This is a genomic window from Actinopolyspora mortivallis (genome assembly GCF_003001495.1).
Lineage (GTDB): Bacteria > Actinomycetota > Actinomycetes > Mycobacteriales > Pseudonocardiaceae > Actinopolyspora > Actinopolyspora mortivallis_A.
In genome coordinates this window covers 23,789-40,281 of the sequence record NZ_PVSR01000017.1, presented here as the reverse complement: position 1 = coordinate 40,281, position 16,493 = coordinate 23,789, and the positions used below count along the sequence as shown (strand labels likewise).

17 protein-coding genes are annotated in these 16,493 nt (G+C 70.3%); 11 read left to right on the top strand and 6 right to left on the bottom strand.

What is annotated here, in order from left to right:
- Positions 1-33 precede the first annotated feature (33 nt).
- Positions 34-870, bottom strand: a complete 837-nt coding sequence (locus CEP50_RS11280; RefSeq protein ID WP_106113906.1) for an IclR family transcriptional regulator — start codon at positions 868-870, stop codon at positions 34-36.
- A 91-nt stretch (positions 871-961) separates the two neighbouring features.
- Between CEP50_RS11280 and hutH the strand changes: the two genes are divergently transcribed.
- From hutH to hutI, 5 genes are all read left to right on the top strand, one after another.
- Complete coding sequence (gene hutH, locus CEP50_RS11275; RefSeq protein WP_106113905.1) at positions 962-2,539, top strand: histidine ammonia-lyase; 1,578 nt, start codon at positions 962-964, stop codon at positions 2,537-2,539.
- Complete coding sequence (hutU, locus tag CEP50_RS11270) at positions 2,536-4,191, top strand: urocanate hydratase (protein ID WP_106113904.1); 1,656 nt, start codon at positions 2,536-2,538, stop codon at positions 4,189-4,191. The genes hutH and hutU overlap by 4 nt, the downstream gene beginning before the upstream one ends.
- A 104-nt stretch (positions 4,192-4,295) precedes the next feature.
- Complete coding sequence (locus tag CEP50_RS11265) at positions 4,296-5,495, top strand: allantoate amidohydrolase (protein ID WP_106113936.1); 1,200 nt, start codon at positions 4,296-4,298, stop codon at positions 5,493-5,495.
- A 23-nt stretch (positions 5,496-5,518) separates the two neighbouring features.
- On the top strand, positions 5,519-6,844 hold the full coding sequence (locus CEP50_RS11260) for a formimidoylglutamate deiminase (RefSeq protein WP_106113937.1): 1,326 nt from the start codon (positions 5,519-5,521) through the stop codon (positions 6,842-6,844).
- A 77-nt stretch (positions 6,845-6,921) separates the two neighbouring features.
- Complete coding sequence (gene hutI / locus CEP50_RS11255; protein WP_106113935.1) at positions 6,922-8,085, top strand: imidazolonepropionase; 1,164 nt, start codon at positions 6,922-6,924, stop codon at positions 8,083-8,085.
- Between the two features lie 79 nt (positions 8,086-8,164).
- Here hutI and CEP50_RS11250 read toward each other — a convergent pair whose 3' ends face one another.
- The 5 genes from CEP50_RS11250 to tdh all read right to left on the bottom strand — a co-directional run bounded on the left by CEP50_RS11250 (position 8,165) and on the right by tdh (position 13,556).
- On the bottom strand, positions 8,165-9,628 hold the full coding sequence (locus CEP50_RS11250; protein WP_106113934.1) for an aldehyde dehydrogenase family protein: 1,464 nt from the start codon (positions 9,626-9,628) through the stop codon (positions 8,165-8,167).
- A gap of 145 nt (positions 9,629-9,773) precedes the next feature.
- Positions 9,774-10,208: an Asp23/Gls24 family envelope stress response protein gene (locus CEP50_RS11245; RefSeq protein WP_106113903.1), complete on the bottom strand. Its 435-nt coding sequence runs from the start codon at positions 10,206-10,208 to the stop codon at positions 9,774-9,776.
- Between the two features lie 162 nt (positions 10,209-10,370).
- Positions 10,371-11,270 carry a LysR family transcriptional regulator gene (locus CEP50_RS11240; protein ID WP_106113902.1) on the bottom strand — a complete coding sequence of 300 codons (900 nt, stop codon included), beginning with the start codon at positions 11,268-11,270 and terminating at the stop codon, positions 10,371-10,373.
- The gene (locus CEP50_RS11235; RefSeq protein ID WP_106113901.1) at positions 11,270-12,469 is read right to left on the bottom strand and encodes a glycine C-acetyltransferase; all 1,200 of its coding nucleotides are present in this window, start codon (positions 12,467-12,469) and stop codon (positions 11,270-11,272) included. The genes CEP50_RS11240 and CEP50_RS11235 overlap by 1 nt, the downstream gene beginning before the upstream one ends.
- Positions 12,470-12,512: 43 nt before the next feature.
- The gene (gene tdh, locus CEP50_RS11230) at positions 12,513-13,556 is read right to left on the bottom strand and encodes an L-threonine 3-dehydrogenase (RefSeq protein WP_106113933.1); all 1,044 of its coding nucleotides are present in this window, start codon (positions 13,554-13,556) and stop codon (positions 12,513-12,515) included.
- Positions 13,557-13,789: 233 nt separating this feature from the next.
- On the opposite strand from tdh, the gene CEP50_RS19905 reads away from it, so the two are divergent.
- From CEP50_RS19905 to CEP50_RS11210, 6 genes are all read left to right on the top strand, one after another.
- Positions 13,790-14,347 (top strand): hypothetical protein, encoded by a 558-nt coding sequence (locus CEP50_RS19905; RefSeq protein ID WP_146134800.1) that lies wholly within the window; start codon positions 13,790-13,792, stop codon positions 14,345-14,347.
- A 118-nt stretch (positions 14,348-14,465) separates the two neighbouring features.
- On the top strand, positions 14,466-14,768 hold the full coding sequence (locus tag CEP50_RS11220) for a hypothetical protein (RefSeq protein ID WP_106113899.1): 303 nt from the start codon (positions 14,466-14,468) through the stop codon (positions 14,766-14,768).
- A gap of 118 nt (positions 14,769-14,886) precedes the next feature.
- Positions 14,887-15,192 (top strand): hypothetical protein, encoded by a 306-nt coding sequence (locus CEP50_RS19900; RefSeq protein ID WP_146134799.1) that lies wholly within the window; start codon positions 14,887-14,889, stop codon positions 15,190-15,192.
- Positions 15,193-15,268: 76 nt separating this feature from the next.
- Complete coding sequence (locus CEP50_RS11215) at positions 15,269-15,592, top strand: hypothetical protein (protein ID WP_106113898.1); 324 nt, start codon at positions 15,269-15,271, stop codon at positions 15,590-15,592.
- Positions 15,593-15,664: 72 nt separating this feature from the next.
- On the top strand, positions 15,665-15,991 hold the full coding sequence (locus CEP50_RS19895) for a hypothetical protein (RefSeq protein WP_146134798.1): 327 nt from the start codon (positions 15,665-15,667) through the stop codon (positions 15,989-15,991).
- 174 nt (positions 15,992-16,165) lie between these two features.
- Positions 16,166-16,417 carry a hypothetical protein gene (locus tag CEP50_RS11210; protein ID WP_146134797.1) on the top strand — a complete coding sequence of 84 codons (252 nt, stop codon included), beginning with the start codon at positions 16,166-16,168 and terminating at the stop codon, positions 16,415-16,417.
- Positions 16,418-16,493: the final 76 nt, after the last annotated feature.

Sequence of the window (16,493 nt, the reverse complement as noted above, 5' to 3'; positions counted from 1 at the left end):
CGCTCCGTGGGCTGTTCCCCTTCCCGGCCGGGTCTAGGCGCAGCCGGACCCGTCCGGGGCGGGGCGTCCCCCGACACGCGAGGTGAGTTCCTCGGCGGTGGCCCGCACCAGCCGCGCCAGGTCCGGCCAGACGGACCCGCACGGCTGCCGGTTCCGGTCGGTGCTCCCGGCCTCGCCGGGCTCGGAGCAGTGGTGCCGCATGGTCATGCTGATCGCCGCGGTCGGATGCCCGTTGTGGTCGAAAACCGGACAGGCCACCGACGCGAAGCCCTCGGTGATCTCCCCGTCCTCCACCGACCAGCCGCGTCGCCGTTCCCGGGTCAGCAGCCGCCGCAGTTCCGGAAGGTTCCGCGGACCCCGCTCGGTACGCAGCACGAAGCTCTCCGCACGGGGGAACAGCGCCCGCACCTGCACCCGGGGCAGGTGGGCCAGCATCGCCCGTCCGGAGGCCGCCAGCTGTGCGGGCAGCCGCACCCCCACGTCGGTGACCAGGGTCTGCGGCTGCGCGGGACGTTCCTTGATCAGGTACAGCAGTTCCCCACCGTGCAGCACCCCCAGGTGGGCGTTGTACCCCGCCTGGTCCACCAGCCCGCGCAGCAGCGGCCCGGCCAGTCTCTCCAACGGCTCGTGGCGCAGGTACGCCGACCCCACCTCGAAGGTGGCCACCCCCAGGCCGTAGCGACGTTCCTCCGGCAGGTGCGTCACGAAACCGGCCTCGACCAGCTCGCCCAGCAGGTGGTACGTCGTCGAACGCGGCAGCTCCAGCTCGCGGGCGATCACACCCGCCGAGACCGGCCCCGCGCGCGTCGCCAGCAGCCGCAGCACCGCCAGCCCCCGCCGCAGGGCCGGGACGTCGCTGCTCGCTCCCATCGCACCCTCCCGGGAGTCGATGTCTGAAATCCCAGACACGAACACGCTACCCCGGCTTTCCGAGTCCCTCCCACCGCGATGGGATGGACGTATGCAGCACCACGCCGAAAGCGCGGACCGCGTCACCGAGCTCGGTCCCGAGCCGCTCACCGTCGACACCGTGCTCGCGGTCGCCCGGGGCCACGCCGAGGTGCGGCTGTCCGACCGGGCCGAGCAGGGGATCGGCGAGACCAGGAAACACATCGACACCCTCGCCGCGGCCGAACAGCCCACCTACGGCGTCTCCACCGGTTTCGGGGCACTGGCCGTGCGCCACATCCCTCCGGAACGTCGCGCTGCCCTCCAGGCCTCCTTCGTGCGTTCGCACGCGGCGGGCACCGGACCGCCGGTGGAACCGGAGGTGGTCCGGGCGCTGATGCTGCTGCGGTTGCACACCATCGCCACCGGACGCACCGGTGTGCGCCCGGAAACCGCCCACGCACTGACCGCGCTGCTCAACTCCGGCATGGTCCCGGTGGTGCACGAGTACGGCTCCCTGGGGTGCTCCGGGGACCTCGCCCCGTTGGCCGCCGTGGCTCTCGCCCTGACCGGGGAAGGGGAGGTGTTCGACACCTCCGGCACCCGTCGTCCCGCCGCCGAGGCCCTGCGTGAGGCGGGGATCGAGCCGGTCACCCTGGCCGAGAAGGAGGGGCTCGCCCTGACCAACGGCACCGACGGGATGCTCGGGATGCTGGTGCTGGCCCTGCGCGACCTGTCCGAGCTCGTCGACATCGCCGACGTCACCGCGGCCATGAGCGTGGAGGCCCTGTTGGGCACCGACCGGGCCTTCGCCGCCGACCTTCAGGCGCTGCGCCCACACCCGGGTCAGGCGCTGTCCGCCGCCCGGATGAGTGCGCTGCTGAGCGACTCGGGGATCGTGGCCAGTCACCGCGGCCCCGACTGCACCCGGGTGCAGGACGCCTACTCGATGCGCTGCTCCCCCCAGGTGCACGGCTCGGCACGGGACACGATCGCCCACGCCCGCACCGTCGCCGAACGGGAGCTCGCCGCGGCCATCGACAACCCCGTGGTGCTCGACGACGGACGCGTGGAGTCCAACGGCAACTTCCACGGCGCCCCGCTGGCCCACGTCCTCGACTTCCTGGCGATACCGGTGGCCGACGTGGCCGGCATCGCCGAACGGCGCACCGACCGCATGCTCGACGTGGCCCGCTCCCACGGTCTGCCCGCCTTCCTCGCCGACGACCCGGGGGTGGACTCCGGGTACATGATCGCCCACTACACCCAGGCCGGGGTGCTGACCGAGCTGAAGCGCTCGGCCAACCCCGCCTCGGTGGACTCGGTTCCCACCAGCGCGATGCAGGAGGACCACGTGTCCCTGGGCTGGTCGGCGGCCCGCAAACTCCGCTCGGCCGTCGACGGGCTGCGCCGGGTGCTGGCCGTGGAGCTGCTGGTCGCGGCCCGCGCCCTCGACCTGCGGGCACCGCTGAGTCCCGCCCCCGCCACCGGGGCCGTGCGCGACCTGCTGCGCACCCGTGTCGCCGGGCCGGGGCCGGACCGCCACGTGGCTCCCGAGATCGAAGCGGCCGAACAGCTCCTCGCCTCCGGGCGGGTCCGTGCGGTCGCCGCCGAACACGTCGATCCCCTCGTCCAGGGAGGAAACCAGTGAACACCGGACCCCGCACCGTGCGCGCCCAGCGCGGCACCGAGCTCACCGCCCGCAGCTGGAGCACCGAAGCCCCGCTGCGCATGCTGCGCAACAACCTCGACCCGGAGGTGGCCGAACGCCCCGAGGACCTCGTGGTCTACGGCGGGACCGGCAAGGCGGCCAGGGACTGGGCCAGCTACGACGCCCTGGTTCGCGAGCTGACCACCCTCGGCGAGGACGAGACCCTGCTGGTGCAGTCCGGCAAACCCGTGGGGGTGCTGACCACCCACGAGTGGGCTCCGCGCGTGCTGATCGCCAACGCCAACCTGGTCGGAGACTGGTCCACCTGGGAGGAGTTCCGTCGGCTCGACGCCCTGGGGCTGACCATGTACGGCCAGATGACGGCCGGATCCTGGATCTACATCGGCACCCAGGGGATTCTGCAGGGCACCTACGAAACCTTCGGTGCCGTGGCCGCCAAGCGTTTCGGCGGTAGCCTGGCCGGAACCCTCACCGTCACCGCCGGACTCGGAGGCATGGGCGGGGCGCAGCCGTTGGCCGTGACCATGAACGAGGGCGTGGCGCTGGTGGTCGAGTGCGACGCCGAGCGGGCGCACCGCCGGGTGCGGCACGGCTACCTCGACGAGGTCGCCGAGGACCTCACCGACGCCGTCACCCGGGCGGAGCAGGCCAAGCGCGAACGCAAGCCCTGGTCGGTGGCGGTGATCGGCAACGCCGCCGAGGTCCTGCCGGAGCTGTTGCGCCGCCAGGTCGAGGTGGACGTGGTCACCGACCAGACCTCGGCCCACGACCCGTTGTCCTACCTGCCGGTCGGCGTGTCCAACTCGGAGTGGCACGAGCTGGCCGGCCGTGACCCGGAAGGGTTTACCGCCAGGGCGCGGGAGTCCATGGCCGAGCACGTCCGTGCCATGGTCGGGTTCCTGGACGCCGGCGCGGAGGTCTTCGACTACGGCAACTCGCTGCGGGGAGAGGCGCGTGCTGCGGGCTACGAACGGGCCTTCGACTACCCGGGTTTCGTGCCCGCCTACATCCGTCCCCTGTTCTGTGAGGGCAAGGGCCCGTTCCGGTGGGCCGCGCTGTCCGGGGACCCGGCCGACATCGCCGCCACCGACCGGGCGATCCTCGACCTGTTCGGCGAGGACGAGCACCTGGCCCGCTGGATCAGGATGGCCGGGAAGCGGATCTCCTTCCAAGGACTGCCCGCGCGGATCTGCTGGCTGGACTACGGCCAGCGCGAACGGGCCGGGCTGCGGTTCAACGAGATGGTGGCCTCCGGCCAGTTGCGGGCGCCCGTGGTGCTGGGCAGGGACCACCTGGACACCGGCTCGGTGGCCTCGCCCTACCGGGAGACCGAGAGCATGGCCGACGGCTCGGACGCGATCGCCGACTGGCCGTTGCTGAACGCGCTGGTCAACACCGCCTCCGGGGCGAGCTGGGTGTCCGTGCACCACGGCGGTGGGGTCGGCATGGGACGTTCGTTACACGCGGGGCAGGTCACCGTGGCCGACGGCACCGACCTGGCTGCGCGCAAGCTCAGCCGGGTGCTGAGCAACGATCCCGCCACCGGGGTGCTGCGTCACGCGGACGCGGGCTACGAGCGGGCCCGGCGGGTCGCCGCCGAGCGTGGCCTCCACGTTCCCCACCAGAGCTGACACCGGGTTCCGCGTGAGCACGCCGGGCGCGCGCCCGGGTCGAACGAGTCGTCCTGACGGAGAACACCGGGGTGCCGGGCACACTCGGACGAACGGAGGATGCGGTGGCCACACCGAACGAACTGCTCGCCGACATCGCGGACGTGGGGGTCGTCCCCGGCAGGGGCGGCTACCACAGGCACGTCTTCGACCGCGCCGAGACGGAGCTGCGGGAATGGTTCGTCGGGCAGGCGGGAGCACGGGGACTGGACGTGCGCACCGACGGCAACGGCAACATCTGGGCGTGGTGGCCCGGACCGGGCGACGACGCGGTGGCCACCGGCAGCCACCTGGACTCGGTGCCCGGCGGAGGGGCCTACGACGGCCCGCTGGGCGTGGCCAGCGCCCTGTCCGCCGTGGACATGCTGCGGGCCGAGGGGTTCCGCCCCGGCAGGCCGCTGGCCGTGGTGGTCTTCGCCGAGGAGGAGGGCGGCAGGTTCGGAGTGCCCTGCCTCGGTTCCCGCCTGGCCTGCGGATCCGCCGATCCCCAACGGGCGTTGGGGCTGCGGGACGAGACGGGCACGACCCTCGCCGAGGCGATGCGCGCCGCGGGGGCGGATCCCGAGCTGGCCGGACCGGACCGGGTCAACCTGCCCCGGGTGGGCAGGTTCGTGGAACTGCACGTCGAACAGGGGCGGGGCCTGGTCGAGCACGGCTCGGCCGTGGGCGTGGCCTCGACCATCCTGGGACACGGGCGCTGGCGGTTCGGGTTCACCGGTCAGGGGAACCACGCGGGAGCCACCCCGATGGACGACCGCAGGGACCCGATGATCCCGGCCGCGCGGCTGGTCACCGAGGCGCGCGCCGTCGCGCGGCGGTTCCCGGACGCCCGGGCCACGGTGGGCAGGCTGCGCCCGGTCCCCGGCGGTACCAACGTGATCGCCGAGTCGGTGGACGTGTGGCTGGACGCCCGGGCACACGAGGACGCCGACACCAGGGCACTGGTCGAGGAGCTGTCCGCGCGGGCCCGGGAACTGGCCGCCGAGGAGGGGTGTACGGCACGCGTGACCGAGGAGTCCTACTCGGACACCGTGCGCTTCGACCCGGAGGTGCGGGACGAACTGGCCACCGTGCTCGACGCGCCCACCTTGCCCACCGGGGCGGGACACGACGCCGGAACGCTCGCCGCGCACGTTCCCACCGGGATGCTGTTCGTGCGCAACCCCACCGGCATCAGCCACGCTCCCCAGGAGTACGCGGAGGCGGCGGACTGCACCGCCGGAGCCGAGGCGCTGGCGCGGGTGCTGCGTCGGTGGAGTCGATGACCGGGAAGGAGCGACAGCGGGTCATGTCCTACTGGTGCGAACGGGCCTGGCTTCCCGAGGGGCCCGCGGCGAACGTGCTCGTGGAGACCTCGGGGGGACGCATCACCCGGGTCACCCCCGGTGTGGAGGAGTGCCCTCAGGGTGCCCGGAGGCTGGACGGGCTGACCCTGCCCGGGGCGGCCAACGCGCACTCCCACGCCTTCCACCGCGCCTTGCGCGGCCGCACCGCCGATCAGCGCGGCACCTTCTGGACCTGGCGGAACCGGATGTACCAGCTGGCGCACCGCCTCGATCCGGACAGTTACCACCGGCTCGCCCGGGGGGTGTACGCGGAGATGGCGCTGGCCGGGATCACCGCCGTCGGCGAGTTCCACTACCTGCACCACGCCCCCGGCGGGGAGAGTTACGCCGACCCCCACGCCATGTCGCACGCGCTGGTCCGGGCGGCCGATGAGGCCGGAGTCCGGTTGACCCTGTTGGACACCTGTTATCTGAGCAGCGGGTTCGGCCCCCCGGTGGAAGGTGTGCAGACCCGGTTCTCCGACGGGACGGCCGAGGACTGGGCCGAGCGGGTTCGGGACTTCCGACCCGAGTACGAGGGGGTCCTGGTGGGGGCCGCGTTGCACTCGGTGCGGGCGGTGCCCGCCGAGCAGATGCCGGTGGTGCGGGAGTTCGCCCACACCGGAGGGGTGCCGCTGCACCTGCACCTGTCCGAACAGCGCGCCGAGAACGACGCCTGTCTGGCCGCCACCGGCCGCACCCCGACACAACTGCTCGACGAGCAGGGCGTGCTGCGCGCCGGGACCACCGCCGTGCACGCCACCCACCTCGCACCGGCGGACGTGGCACGGCTCGGGCGCAGCGGCACCGGGGTGTGCCTGTGCCCCACCACCGAGTCCGACCTGGCCGACGGCATCGGTCCGGCCGACGAGCTCGCCGTGGCCGGTTGCGCACTCTCGCTGGGCAGCGACGGGCACTCGGTCGTCGACCCGTTCGAGGAGGCCCGGGCCGTGGAGTCGGGGATGCGGCTGCGCAGCGAGGTGCGGGGGCACTTCTCCACGGCGGAACTGACCGCCATGACCACCTACGCGGGGCACCGGGCGCTCGGCTGGCCGGACGCGGGAACCGTCGAGGCGGGCGAGCGCGCCGATCTGGTCACCGTTTCCCTGGACGGGGCGAAGTTCGCCGGGGTGCCGCCGTCCTCGGCCGTGCTGGTGGCCTCGGCGGCGGACGTGCGGGAGGTGGTGGTCGACGGCACGCCCGTGGTGCGGGACGGGGTGCATCTGCGGGTGCCCGACGTGGCCGGTGAGCTTCGCGCGAGTGTCGAGGAACTGCTCGGAGTGCCGTGACCACGATCGGACCCTCACGGCAGGACGGTCGCACACGAGACACCCCGCGGGGTGAACGAGGACGGAGCGGAACGCAGTTGCGGACAGCCACCATCATCACCGGGATCTCCGAGCTCACCACCAACGACGAGGAGCTCGGCCGCCTGACCGGGGCGGCGTTGGTCTTCGAGGGGGAACGCATCACCTGGGTGGGTCCCGAGCGGCGGGCCCCGGCGGCCGACCAGCGGGTCGACCTGGGAGGACGAGCCGTGTTGCCCGGCTGGGTGGACAGCCACACCCACCTGGTGTTCGCCGGGGACCGCACCGCCGAGTTCACCGCACGCATGGCGGGCCGGCCCTACACCGCCGGCGGTATCGCCCGGACCGTCCGGGCCACCCGCGCCGCCACCGACGAGGAACTCGCGGCCAATCTCCGCGCCCACCTCGCCGAGGCCGCCGCGCAGGGAACCACCTGCGTGGAGACCAAAACGGGATACGGACTGACCGTGGAGGACGAGCTGCGTGCCGCACGCCTCGCTGCGGCCGAGGCCGACGAGGTGACCTACCTCGGGGCGCACCTGGTTCCGCCGGAACGCGAGGCCGCGGACTACCTGGACACGGTGTGCGGGCCGATGCTCGACGCTGTGGCCCCGCACGTGTCCTGGTGCGACGTGTTCTGCGAACGCGGCGCCTTCGACGCCGGGCAGTCCCGGCGGGTGCTGCTGGCCGCCCGCGAGCGGGGGCTCGGGCTGCGGGTGCACGGCAACCAGCTCGAACCGGGCCCGGGGGTCGAGCTGGCCGTGGAGCTGGGAGCCGCCAGCGTGGACCACTGCACCCACCTCACCGAGGCCGACGTCGACGCGCTCGCCGCCTCGGAGACCGTGGCGACCCTGCTGCCCGCCTGCGACCTCTCCACGCGCCAGCCGCTGCCGCCGGCGCGGAAGCTGCTCGACGCGGGGGCGACCGTGGCGCTGGCCACCAACTGCAATCCCGGCTCCTCCTACACCTCCTCCATGGCCTTCTGCGTGAGCACCGCCGTGCTGCAGCTGGGAATGAGCGTGGAGGAGGCGGTCCGGGCGGCCACCCGGGGCGGAGCCACCGCGCTGGGACGGGACAGCGGCGACGGGGCGGTGGGAGTGGTGCGCCCCGGTGCCAGGGCGGACGTGCAGGCACTCGACGCGCCCAGCGCGGCGTGGCTGGCCTACCGCCCCGGGGTGCCGCTGACCCACCGGGTCTGGCGTGCCGGGCGGAGCCTGGTGTGAACCGAGCGGGCGGGGGAGCGCCGTCCCGGCCTCTCCCGCCGGCACGGATCGTCCGCTGCCGGACTCGGGCGGCACGCCCTCAGAACGGGAAACGCGCCTGCCGCTCCCGGAAGGTCACCCACCTGGTGTCGGTGAACGCCTCGACGCCGTTGCGTCCGCCGAAGTGCCCGAACCCGGAGTCCTTCAATCCCCCGAACGGGGCCTGCGGCTGGTCACCCACGGACTGGTCGTTGATGTGGAAGATGCCGGTGCGCACCCGCTGGGCGATCGACCACCCCCGTCGGGTGTCCTCGGTGATCACCCCTCCGGTGAGTCCGTACGGCGTGTCGTTGACGACCTCCACGGCCTGGTCGACCGACTCGTAACCGAGCACCGTGGTGACGGGGCCGAAGATCTCCTCGGAGTGGATCCGCTGCCGGGCGGTGACGTTGTCCAGCACGGTCGGTGCGTACAGCGTGCCCTGGGGTTCCTGCGCGCCGCAGTGCGGCACCGCACCGGCGCGCACCGCCTCCTCCACCAGCCCCCGGATCCGCAGCGCGGCCCGCTCGTTGATGACCGGGCCGATCACGGTCTCGGGGTCGCGCGGGTCCCCGTAGGGCAGCTTCGCCACCTTCTCGCCGAGCCGGCGGGCGAACTCGGCACGCATCCCCTCGGGCACCAGCACGCGGTCGGCGGACATGCAGATCTGACCGGCGTTCATGAACGATCCGAAGGCCACCGCCTCCACCGCGTAGTCCAGGTCCGCGTCGTCGAGCACCAGCACCGAGTTCTTACCGCCCAGCTCCAGCACGGCCGGGGTGAGATGACGGGCCGCCTCGACACCGATCGAACGTCCCACCTCGGTGGAACCGGTGAAGTTGACCCGGCGGACCCGCGGGTCGGCGATCAGCGTGGTGCCGATCTCGGCCCCTTCGGAGCGCTCGTTGGTGACCACGTTGAGCACCCCGTCGGGCAGCCCGGCCTCCCGCATGATCCCGGCCAGCCAGTACCCGGCGGTGACGGGGGCGTCCTCGCTCGGTTTGAGCACCACGGTGTTGCCGACGGCCACGGCCACGGCGAAGGAGCGGGTTCCGAGGATCAGGGGAGCGTTCCACGGCGCGAACGCAGCGACCACACCGGCGGGCTGGCGCAGGGCGAAGCCCCATTCGTCCGGGTCCGAACTGCTCAGCACCTCCCCTCGGGGCGCGGTGAGCGATCCGGCGGCCTCGCGGAGGATGTCGGCGGCGAGCTCGACGTTGAACAGCGCCCACGGCCGGGTGCCCCCGACCTCGCCGGCCATCAGCCGCACCGCCTCCTCGGCGCGCTCGGTCATCAGCTCGGCCGCGCGCAGCAGGATCTCCCTGCGGCGCAGCACCCCGGTGCGGGACCACTCCGGGAAGGCGGCCGCCGCCGCGTCCACGGCCGCGGTCACGTCCTCGGGCGAGGCCGCGGGAACCTCGGCGAAGACCTCGCCGGTGTAGGGGTCGGTATCGGTGGTGGTGCGTCCGCCCTCGGCGGGGCGGCTGTCCCCGCCGATGAGCAGTCGGTGTTCGAGCGGTGCCATCGTCTCCCACTCTCCTCCGGGTTCTCGCACGCATCCCATCACCGGAACCCGGTTCCGCGCACCCTTCCGAGCGATATCGCGTCCCGTTCGCCACCCGGTGTGCGCACTCCGGACGTTCCGGCCCACCTCGGCGCGCGGGTTCCGGTCACTCGACGCGGGCGGTCCCGTGGCCGGACTCCTCCTCGGGGGAGGGCAGGTGCACGTCGCCGACGGCGATGTTGACCTCGATGACCTCCAGCCCGGTCATGCGCTCGACCGTGTCGATCACGTTCCGACGCACGGCCCTGGTGAGGTCGACGATGGCCACCCCGTAGTCCACGACCAGGTCCAGGTCCACGGCCGCCTGTCTCTGCCCGACCTCCACCTGGACCCCCGAGGTGGAGGAGGTGCCGCCCCCGGGCACGCGTTCCCGCAGCGCCCCGAACGCCCGGGAGGCCCCGCCTCCCAGCGCGTGCACCCCGGGAATCTCGCGGGTGGCGTTCGCGGCGATCTTCTGCACCACCGGGGGAGCTATGCTCGTCCGCCCGCCCGAACCGTCCTCGGGACCTTCGTGGGCGGGGGTGTGCTCGTTCTGGGTCATGGTCGTGCTCCTTGTCCTCGTGGCCGGCTTCCCCGGCACTGCCCGGAGGCACGCGACGGCCTTCCCGACGTTCGCGCGCCGGTCGTGCGCGGGAGCTTTCCCGGAGGATGACACGGACGAGCGCTCCGCGAACGGCCCCGCGCTGCCGGTGGCCGGAAACGCTCACAGCCCACGGGCCGTGTCGAGCAGCGCGTCCAGCACGCTGCGCAGCAGTGGGTGCTCCTCGCGGCCGTGCGGGACGGCGGCGAACACCCGCCTGGTGGGAGCGTGGTGGCTCAGCGGGCGGACCGTGGCACCGTGCTCGGCCGGAACGGCCCCACGCGGCACGAGCGCCACCCCGGTTCCCGCGGCGACCAGCGCCACCACCGCGTGGAAGTCGTCGGAGACGTGGGTGATGCGCGGGGAGAAACCCGCGTCGGAACACCGCGTCTGGGTGACCTCGCGACAGGGGTTGTCCGGCAGGGGGGCGATCCAGTCGTCCCCGTCGAGTTCCTCCACCGTGACCGTCTGCCGGGCGCACAGCGGATGGTCCGGCGGCAGCACCGCGTCGAACGGTTCCGTGTAGAGCGCCCGACGGGTCAGCCGTTGCTCGTCGGAGCGCGCGGTGGCGCTGTACTCCATCGAGATGGCGATGTCCGTCTCACCGGAGAGCAGCATGAGCAGGCTGTTGTGCGCCTCCGCGTCGCGGACCAGCACGGTGATCCCCGGCGAGCGGGCCCGCAGCGCGGCGATGGAGGGGGCCACCACGCGGGTGATGGCGGAGGCGAAGGCGGCCACCTCGACCCGCCCCACCGAGCCCTCCGCGCAGGCGGCCATGCTGGCCTCGGCCCGTTCCAGCTCGGCCAGCACGTTCTTCGCGTGCTCGGCGAGCAGTTCCCCCGCGGCCGTCAGCCGCACCCGCCTGCCGCTGCGCACGAGCAGTTCCTGGCCCGCCTCGTGTTCCAGCGCGGTGAGCTGTTGGGACACGGCCGAGGGGGTGAGGAAGAGCGTCTCGGCCGCCGCGCGCACCGTGCCGTGGTCGGCCAGGGCGCGCAGCACGGCCAGTCGACGCGGGTCAATCATCAGCCCAGCTTATCCGCCTTCTCCCGAGCCCGGACGAACGCGTTGACCGCCCGGTCGACGTCGGCGGGTTCGAGCGCGGCCGACATCTGGGTGCGGATGCGGGCCTTGCCGTGGGGCACCACGGGGTAGGAGAACCCGATGACGTAGACCCCTTCCTCCAGCAGCAGTTCGGCCATGCGGGCGGCCTCGGCGGCGTCGCCGATCATCACCGGGATGATGGGGTGCTCGCCGGGCAGCAGGTCGAACCCGGCCTCGGCCATGCCCGCGCGGAACCGCTCGCTGTTGGCGCGCAGCCGTTCCCGCAGGTCCGGCCGGGAGGTGACGAGGTCCAGCGCGGCCAGGGCCGAGGACACGATCGGCGGGGCCACCGAGTTGGAGAACAGGTAGGGGCGGGAGCGCTGGCGCAGTATCTCCACGATCTCCGGCCAGGCGGAGACGTAACCGCCGCTGGCCCCGCCGAGGGCCTTGCCCAGGGTTCCGGTGACGATGTCCACCCGGTCGGTGACCCCGAAGAGCTCCGGTGTCCCGGCGCCGTTGGGGCCCAGGAACCCGGCCGCGTGCGAGTCGTCGACCATGACCAGGGCGTCGTGCCGTTCGGCCAAGGCGCAGATCTCGTCCAGCGGGGCCAGGTAGCCGTCCATGGAGAAGACCCCGTCGGTGACGATCAGGCGGTACCTGGCGTCGGCGTGCTCGGTCAGCCTGCGTTCCAGATCGGCCATGTCCCGGTTGGCGTAGCGCGCCCGACGGGCCTTGCACAGGCGGACCCCGTCGATGATGCTCGCGTGGTTGAGCTCGTCGGAGATGATCACGTCCTGGTCGTCCAGCAGGCTCTCGAACAGCCCCGTGTTCGCGTCGAAGCACGAGCCGTACAGGATCGTGTCCCCCGTGCCGAGGAACTCGGACAGCCGTCGTTCCAGTTCCTTGTGCGGCGCCTGGGTTCCGCAGATGAACCGGACGGAGGCCATGCCCAGCCCCCACTGGTCCAGGCCCCGCTTGGCGGCCTCGACCAGTTCGGGGTGGTCGGCCAGGCCGAGGTAGTTGTTGGCGCAGAGGTTGAGCACCTCGGCCTCGGAACCGTCCGCACCGACCCCCACGCGGGCGCGTTGCGGCGTTTCCAGGACGCGTTCGTGCTTGTACAGGCCGGCCGAACGGATCTCGTCCAGCCTGCCCCGGAGGTCGTCGGCGATGCTGCCGAACATGGGTTTCCTTTCGCCGGTGACTCGTGATGGGTGAAACGGCTCCTCACGCGGAGGTCCGCTCCACCGTCCAGTCCAGAATGATCTTCCCGCACCGGCCCTGGCGAGCCGTCTCGAAGGCCTCGCGGTGTTCGGTGTACCCGAAGCGGTGGGTGATCACCGGGCTCAGGTCGAGGCCGGATTCCAGCAGCACCGACATCGAGTACCAGGTCTCGAACATCTCCCTGCCGTAGATGCCCTTGAGGGTGAGCATCTTCAGCACCACGGAGCTCCAGTCGATCGCGAACCCCTCGGCGGGCAGGCCGAGCAGGGCGATGTGCCCGCCGTGGGACATGTTGGCGATCATGTCGCGCAGCGCGGCGGCCTGCCCGCACATCTCCATGCCCACATCGAAGCCCTCGGTCATCCCGAGCCGCTCCTGCACCTCGTCGAGGTCGTGCTCGGCGATGTTCATCGCGAAGTCCACCCCGACGCGGCGGGCCAGCTCCAGGCGGTACTCGCTCGCGTCGGTGATCACCACGTGCCTGGCCCCGGCGTGGCGGGCCACGCTCGCCGCCATCAGCCCGATCGGGCCCGCCCCGGTGATCAGCACGTCCTCACCCACCACCGGAAACGTCAGGGCGGTGTGCACGGCGTTGCCGAAGGGGTCGAACACCGCGGCCACGTCCGGGTCGACGGGTTGCTGGTGCACCCAGCAGTTCGACTCGGGGACGGCGGCGTACTCGGCGAACGCCCCGTCGTGGTGCACGCCGAGCCCCTTGGTGTCGGCGCAGAGGTGTCGCCTGCCCGCCAGACAGTTGCGGCACCGCCCGCAGACCAGATGCCCCTCCCCGCTGACGAGGTCGCCCACGGCCACCTGGCGCACTCCGGCGCCGACCTCGACCACCTCGCCGACGAACTCGTGACCGGCGATCAACGGGGGCGCGATGTTCGCGGCGGCCCACTCGTCCCAGGCGTCGATGTGCAGGTCGGTGCCGCAGATCCCGGTTCGCAGGATCCTGAGTACCACGTCCCTGGGGCCGGGCCGCGGGTCGGCGACCTCGGTGAGTTCCAGCCCCGGGGCGGCAGCCGGTTTCACCAGTGCTCGCACGGTTCCTCCCATTCCGACGGCGATCCGGCCCGGGCTGTTGGCCCGTCGTGAGGCCGCGTTCCTGCCGCCGAGGCACCGGTGGGTGCCTCGGGATCGCCGCTCGGGATTGTCTCCCCGCGCGGTGGCCCGGTCCAGCAGGACTTTCCGCACAGGGGGATTAGCCGAACTGAACAGAGCCGGGGGCCGTGGGGGCTGGGCGGCTGCGGCGGGTCGCGTACGTGCCCCCGAGGAGGGTGAATCTCGCCGCGATCGGCGGTGCTTTCAGGATCTGTTTCGTGTGTTCTGGTGCAAAAAGAATTCGTTTCTATTTTTGTTATTCTTGCGGGTGGCAAAAATTCCCCACCTGGGGGTTGAATGAGCTCGGGGATGGTGTCACAAGCTTCTTTGTCCTGTTTCTCACTCTGTTGAGGGACTGTTGCCGTTTCGTTGCTGTTGCTAGTTTTTTTGTGACGGAAATCCCGTCGAATCGACATGAATCGAGGTATGTCATGAAGCGTTTGGGTGTGGTTCTGAGTGCTGTCGCCATGGCGGCCGGGGCGGCTGTCATGGGTGGTTCGGCCGCGGCGGCCCCGGGAATCGTCGAGTGGGCCGACGGTCAAGGTAACTGGCACACCATCCAAAATCCTGACGGCTGCTATGACACTCCCGGCGGAAAGAAGCTGAACAACAAGACGTCAGGACCGATCGTGCTCTACACCGACGCCCGGTGCAAGGGAAGCGTCGTGTATACGGTTGGGGTGGGCAAGTCGGTGCCGCCGCCCGATGTGAACTTCGAGAGCATCAGGGCGTGACGAACTGATTTGGGGTGTGCGGTGGTTCTTTCCGTGAGCGTGTTTCGCCGGAAGGTTCCACCGCCCCTGGTGTCGTCGACTTCGATGTTTTTTCGCGACTTTGGTGGAAGGTTTCGTGATGAAGCGTTTGGGTGTGGTTCTGAGTGCTGTCGCCATGGCGGCCGGGGCGGCTGTCATGGGTGGTTCGGCCGCGGCGGCCCCGGGAATCGTCGAGTGGGCCGACGGTCAAGGTAAGTGGCACACCATCGAAAATCCTGACGGCTGCTATGACACTCCCGGCGGAAAGAAGCTGAACAACAAGACGTCAGGACCGATCGTGCTCTACACCGACGCCCGGTGCAAGGGAAGCGTCGTGTATACGGTTGGGGTGGGCAAGTCGGTGCCGCCGCCCGATGTGAACTTCGAGAGCATCAGGGCGTGACGAACTGATTTGGGGTGTGCGGTGGTTCTTTCCGTGAGCGTGTTTCGCCGGAAGGTTCCACCGCCCCTGGTGTCGTCGACTTCGATGTTTTTTCGCGACTTTGGTGGAAGGTTTCGTGATGAAGCGTTTGGGTGTGGTTCTGAGTGCTGTCGCCATGGCGGCCGGGGCGGCTGTCATGGGTGGTTCGGCCGCGGCAGGACAAGGAACCATCGAGTGGAAGGATTCGGAAGGACGCTGGCATGAGATAGTCAATCCAAAGGACTGTAATGATACCCCAGACGGGGTGGCGTTGAAGAACAAGACGACAGATCCTGTCGTGTTGTATTCGAAAAAGGGGTGTGACGGGATGATTGTTTATACGGTTGGGGTGGGCAAGTCGGTGCCGCCGCCCGATGTGAACTTCGAGAGCATATGGACGAAATGAACTCAGAACTCAACCAGGGTGTGCGGTGATTCCGTGTTTCGTCGGAAGGTTTCACCGTGCTCGTGGTCTCGGTTGTGTGACTTTGATGGAGGGTTTCGTGATGAAGCGTTTGGGTGTGGTTCTGAGTGCTGTCGCCATGGCGGCCGGAGCGGCTGTCATGGGTGCTTCGGCCGCAGCGGCCCCAGGGATCGTCCAGTGGAGCGACGGCAGGGACTGGCACACCATCGTAAATCCTGACGGCTGCTATGACACTCCCGGCGGAAGGAAGCTGAAAAACAACACGTCAGGACCGATCGTGCTCTACACCGACGAACAGTGCTTCGGAATGGAAGTGTACACAGTCAAGCCGGGCGGTTTGGTGCCGCCGCCCGACGTGTACTTCAAGAGCTTCGAAGCGTGACGAACTGAATCGGGGTGTGCGGTGATTCCGTGTTTCGTCGGAAGGTTTCGCCGTGCTCGTGGTCTCGGTTGTGTGACTTTGGTGGAGGGTTTTGTGATGAAGCGTTTGGGTGTGGTGCTGAGTGCTGTCGCCATGGCGGCCGGGATGGCTGTCATGGGTGGTTCGGCCGCGGCTGATCGGGGTAGTATCGAGTGGCGCGACGGCAGCGGTAAATGGCACGTCATTAAAAATCCTGACGGCTGCATGTCAACCCCCGGTGGAGTGGCGTTGAACAACAAGACGACACGGACAGTCCTGCTCTACACCGACGCCCGGTGCAAGGGAAGCGTCGTGTATACGATTGAAGCTGGCAAGTCGGTACCACCACCTCCGGTGCATTTCGAGAGTATCAGCGTCTGACCGCAATGGTGTTCCGCTCTCGGGTCGAGTGTTTCTTCGTCACTGTGGAGGAGAGGGGGAATCGACCGTTTCGGAGCTGGTGGAGAATAGCGTTTCTTGCGTCCTGTGTCCGGTCCGGGAAATGATGTGATTTCGCTGCGTTCTTCGTTGCCGGTTCGTGTTCTTCTCGTTTGTGTGCTCCTGGTGTTTCCGGGGGTCGCCCACGCGGCCGTCGGGGACTTCACCTACGCGAACCGGGATGGTCATCTGATAATATTTCGCAACCCCGAGGGTTGTTACGACACGAGCGCCTCGGGGGAGATGTGGAACGAGACCAATTCCTCGGCGAAAGTGTACGCCCTGCCGAACTGTGAGGGTGAGATTCTGCTGGTGCTGGGGCCCGGCAAGCGCGCCGATATTCCCGGGTTCCGCAGTGTTCACTTTTGAGGGGAAGTGTGGTTCGCGAAAACGAGGGAGTCCGTTCTCGTCCGGAAGGTGCTCGGGAGAGCACGGATGCGCGTCC